4 protein-coding genes and 1 pseudogene are annotated in these 5,057 nt (G+C 40.3%); 1 reads left to right on the top strand and 4 read right to left on the bottom strand.

Annotated features, from left to right (window positions below; all coding sequences use genetic code 11):
• From F9856_RS11645 to F9856_RS11630, 4 genes are read right to left on the bottom strand one after another with little or no spacing between them, the layout of a single operon-like run.
• Positions 1 to 801, bottom strand: coding sequence for an ABC transporter ATP-binding protein (locus tag F9856_RS11645; RefSeq protein WP_002940641.1), 801 nt, complete (start codon positions 799 to 801; stop codon positions 1 to 3).
• A 9-nt stretch (positions 802 to 810) separates the two neighbouring features.
• Entirely contained in the window at positions 811 to 1,704 is an 894-nt protein-coding gene (locus tag F9856_RS11640; protein ID WP_024378161.1) for an ABC transporter permease, read from the bottom strand.
• 54 nt (positions 1,705 to 1,758) lie between these two features.
• Positions 1,759 to 2,733, bottom strand: a complete 975-nt coding sequence (locus tag F9856_RS11635) for an ABC transporter substrate-binding protein (protein ID WP_029188180.1) — start codon at positions 2,731 to 2,733, stop codon at positions 1,759 to 1,761.
• Between the two features lie 23 nt (positions 2,734 to 2,756).
• Positions 2,757 to 3,716 (bottom strand): ABC transporter substrate-binding protein, encoded by a 960-nt coding sequence (locus F9856_RS11630; RefSeq protein ID WP_202106693.1) that lies wholly within the window; start codon positions 3,714 to 3,716, stop codon positions 2,757 to 2,759.
• 422 nt (positions 3,717 to 4,138) lie between these two features.
• Between F9856_RS11630 and F9856_RS12255 the strand changes: the two are divergent.
• A pseudogene (locus F9856_RS12255) lies at positions 4,139 to 5,057 on the top strand (IS630 family transposase); the annotation flags it as partial.

Raw genomic sequence — 5,057 nt, 5'->3', positions numbered from 1 at the left:
CTATAAAATCATCTCATCGTCAGTTAGTTTCTCACCGCTGTTTTTGTAGAAAAGGTCCATCAAGTTTTGAACGGTCAAGTTCTTCTTCTCTTCTCCTTCTACATCGACAACAATCTGACCACGGTGCAACATGACCAAACGATTACCATATTCAATGGCGTTTTCCATATTATGCGTAATCATCAGAGCTGTCAACTGGTGACTTTCCACGATTTTCTTGGTCAATTCCATAACCATATCGCTGGTTTTTGGATCAAGGGCCGCAGTGTGTTCGTCCAGGAGCAGAACTTTTGGTTTCACAAGCGAAGCCATCATCAAGGTCAGAGCCTGACGTTGACCACCTGAAAGGAACTGCGTATCTACTTTCATACGGTTTTCTAGTCCCAGACCAAGCTCTTTCAAGGCTTCCTTAAAAATAGCACGTTCACTATCCTTCACACCCCAGCCAAGACCACGTGACAATCCACGACGATAGGCAATAGCCATGTTTTCTTCAATGGTCAATCGAGAAGCTGTTCCCATCTTAGGATCTTGGAAAACACGGCTGATGTCCTTAGAGCGTTTGGCAGCTGAGACATGCTTAATGGATTTACCTTCAAGCAAAATATCGCCCGAATCAACCGTCAAGGCACCTGCAAGTGAGTTCATGAAAGTTGATTTACCAGCACCATTACCACCGATGATAGAGATAAAATCCCCTTCTTTCACATCTAGGTTCAACCCACGAAGGACATGGTTCTCATTAACTGTTCCAGCTTCGAAGGTTTTATGAATATTTTGAATTGATAAAATTGTAGACATGACTTCCTCCTAAGCATTTCCATTCAATTTTGGACGACGAATATTCAATTTCTTCTGCAATTCTGGCACATAGAGAACGGTTGCCAGAAGGATAGCTGAGAAGAGTTTAACAAGGTCTGCATCCATACCTGGAATTTCCAAAATCGCTAAGATAATCAAACGGTAAACAACTGCACCGAGAACAACCGATAGGAGTCTCCAACCCAAGCGTAAGTTACGCAAGATAACTTCTGCAATAATGACAGATGCTAGACCGATAACAATGGTACCAGTACCTGAGTTGAGATCTGCATAGCCATTATTCTGAGTAAGAAGAGCACCACAAAGGGCAATTAGACCATTCGACAACATATAGCCGTAGATTTTCATATTATCTACATTGATACCATTGGACTCACTCATTGGAATATTATCCCCTGTTGAACGAATAGCTAGACCAATTTGTGTATTGAGCAAGAGCGTCAATAAGCCTACAACTGCTAGTACAAAGACCAGACCAATCACCAAAACGGCATTTGTTTTTGTCAAACCGAAATCCTGCAATTGGGTCACTAGAGTTTCTTGCTTAAGTAGAGCTACATTGGCTTTGCCTAAGATTTTCAAGTTGATAGAGTAGAGACCTGTCAAGGTTACAATACCGGTCAAAAGAGCTGGAATTTTTAGTTTTGTATGAAGTAAACCAGAAATCAAGCCTGCACCCATACCAGCTACCATAGCCATAAAGGTTGCCAGCAAGGGATTCACTCCGTTCACAATCCCTGTCGCACAAACAGCAGCTCCAAGCGGATAAGATCCCTCAGCTGTCATATCAGCAATATCTAAAATACGAAACGTCAAGTAAACACCAATCGCCATAACTGACCAAAGCAAGCCTTGCGAGATACTTGATAAAATAATATCCACGATTTTCTCCTTTTTCTAAATTCGTAGTCAATACTAGGTTCTATCTTACCGATCTTATTCAGATACAGCAAGCTTAGAAGTATCAATACCTAATTTCTGAGCCATTTCTTCATTAACGTGAAGACTGACGGTCTCTGGGTATTCTACTGCCGTTTCTGACACATTAGCTCCTTCGATAATCTTAATAGCCATTTTTGCAGTTTGACGACCTAAAGCTTCATAGTTGGTACCGTAAGTCAAAAGACCTCCTTCATCCACCATGTCCGTTGAACCACCGATTACTGGAACCTTATGCTCCACAGATAATTCACCAATCATGGTCATGGTTGAAGCAACTGTATTATCAGTCGGAACAAAGACAGCATCTACATCCTTCATCAAGCTGGTTGTCGCATCTTGGACTTCATTTGAAGATGTGATTCCTTTTACTACTACCTTATAACCTGCTTTTTCTAGCAATTCCTTAGCTTGCTCTACCTGGACTTCTGAATTACGTTCGCTAGTAGTGTACAAAATACCAACAGTCTTAGCATCTGGAACAGCTTGACCTAGCAATTCAACCTGTTTGTCAATTGGAGCTTGATCAGATGTACCTGTCAAAAGTCCACCTGGTTTTTCAATGGATTCTACCAAGTCAGCTGACAAGGGATCTGTAACCGCAGTAAAGACAATCGGCGTTTCAGTAGACACAGTCGCTAAACTCTGGGCAGACGGCGTAGCGATTGCCAAGACAATATCATTTCCATCGATTAATTGTTCTGAAATGGTTTGAAGGTTAGCTTGATCGCCTTGGGCATTTTGATAATCCAAAACCAATTTTTCACCCTCTTTATAGCCATTTTCTTCTAATTCCGCCACAAAACCCTCACGGGCAGCTGTCAATGATTCATGCTCCATATATTGGAGAACTCCAACTTTGACCACATCTGAGGAAGCTTGTTCTGATGATGAGGAACAAGCTGCAAGTGTTAGCAAACCCATACTTGCTACTGAAATAGTTGCCAATTTTTTTACTAGCTTATAATACATAAACGTTTCTTCTCCTAAATATTTTACTCTTCTAATGCTTTTATAGTTGCTGCATCAATACCAACAGCTTTAGCCATTTCTTCATTGACGGTAATAGCTGCTGTATTTGGTTTTTCAACTGCTAAGTCAGCAGGCTTTTCACCCTTCAAAATCTTAACAGCCAATTCACCAGCTTGAACACCGATAGCATGGTAGTCGACACCGTAGGTAAATAGAGCTGCGTCAATAACTGCCGCGTCACTTCCCATAGCTGGAACTTTTGCTTCTTTTAAAATATCACCGATTGTTGAAGCTGTAGAGGCAACTGTATTATCAGTTGGAAGATAGATAGCATCGACTTTTCCTGCAAGTGAAGTAATAGCTTGCTGAACATCGTTTGTCGTCGTAACTGTTGTCACTTCTACTTTTACACCTTTTGCTTCGAGTGCTTTTTTAGCCTGCTCAGCTTGGACTTCTGAGTTTACCTCGCTAGAATTGTAGAAAATACCGACAGTCTTCGCAGTTGGTACAACTTTGAGCAACATCTCGATTTGACCTTCCACATCAGTTGCATCAGTCGATCCCGTCATGGTCCCACCTGGTTTTTCCAATGATTCAACCAAACCTGCTTCAACTGGATCTGTGACAGCTGTGAATACACTTGATGTTTCACTATCTGCATTAAGCATGGCTTGGGCTGCCGGTGTTGCGATGGCAAAGTTAAGATCATTTTTTCCTGCCAATTTCTCAACCATTGTCTGTAAGTTTGCTTGATCACCTTGGGCATTTTGCAAATCAATCGTCAGATTTTCACCTTCCTTGTAGCCTGCATCTTCGAGCGCCTCTACAAAGCCTTCACGAGCTGAGCTCAACGCTTCATGTTCCGCATATTGAATAATACCAACATTGACTGAACTTGAATCTGACGAATTGGGACTGCATGCAGCAAGCGTTACTGCTGACAAAAGTGCTACTGAACTAAGTATAATTTTTTTAAATCCCATGATTATTCTCCTTTTATAAATATAATAGCAAACAAGAAAGGACCGCTTAGACTACACTCTAAACGGTCCTTATATTTCATCTGTGTAGGAAAACAGAATGAATTATCCGTGCCATTTAGATGTATCATCTATGGGCACATGTCAAAATAGCTACAGCCACATAGATACAAACTTTACGTTCCCGTGTTTGCATCCATGTTTACCATGTCTACAAACACTATCTAAAATAGCCGTAGAAATAAGTATGATTAGCTGAATGATTTTGACACATTTGTAACATCTCTGTTTCCCTTTCTCATTTATTTGTATACTATGATAACTGTTTTCAAACTATTTGTCAATAGGAAATTGCGTAAATTTTCAGATTTTTCAAGTTTTTTCGAATTTTTCTAAAAATAGCCCCCTATATTATTAGCTGAAACATGGAATTTACTAACGAAATGATAACAGAGCTCAAAACAGCTCTAAAAGATAAAAACTCAGCACCTTACCACAAACGTATTCAAGCAGTTTATCTCAGGGCAATCCAAACTCCCTACAAATCCATTATGGATATGCTTGATGTCTCACATGATACGGTTTGGAGATTGACTAAGAAATATCAAGAATATGGTTTAACATGTCTTACTTCAGATGCTAGAGGAGGTCGTCGCCACGCTTATATGACAGTTGAAGAAGAACAAGCTTTTTGAGCGAGCAGTTAGCTTCTGCTGTCTACGGAGAGTTTGTAACTGTTGAATCCCTCTATAGAGCTTATCAAGATAAACTTGGTCGTACGACGACTAAAGATGTTTTTTACCAACTATTGAAACGTCATGGATGGGTCAAAGAATCAAAAGATTCTTTGAGACGAGAAATAAAGCTTACGCAGTAAGCAACAAAAATTAGCCCCCGTCCAGAACATCCAAAGAAAGCAGACGCCGAAACGCTTTTAGCGTCTAAAAATAAAATCTTTGTACAAGGAAAAAACAAGTAAGCGGTTTCTTGAACAAAATGCCTATAAGCAAACCTGTCTTATGTCTCAAGATGAAGCAGGGTTTGGTCGGATTAGTAAACTGGGGGCATGTTGGAATCCTAAAAACTACCGTCCGAAGCTCTCAAGCCATCACATCCGAGAATTTCGTTACTGCTATGGTACGGCAGATGCACATACAGGGGAATCTTTCTATAATAGCTAGTGGTTGTAATACCGCTTGGATGAATGAATTTTTACGTCAATTATCAAAAGCTTATCCCGATGACCACATCATTTTAGTCATGGACAATGCCATTTGGCATAAATCTCAGGCACTTGAAATACCTGATAATATTGCATTTGCGTTCATACCACCATATATCCCA

The organism is Streptococcus suis (assembly GCF_016743335.1).
Taxonomy (GTDB): domain Bacteria; phylum Bacillota; class Bacilli; order Lactobacillales; family Streptococcaceae; genus Streptococcus; species Streptococcus suis_Y.
Note: the sequence above shows the minus strand (reverse complement) of the source record. Positions and strands in the feature narration are given on the sequence as shown.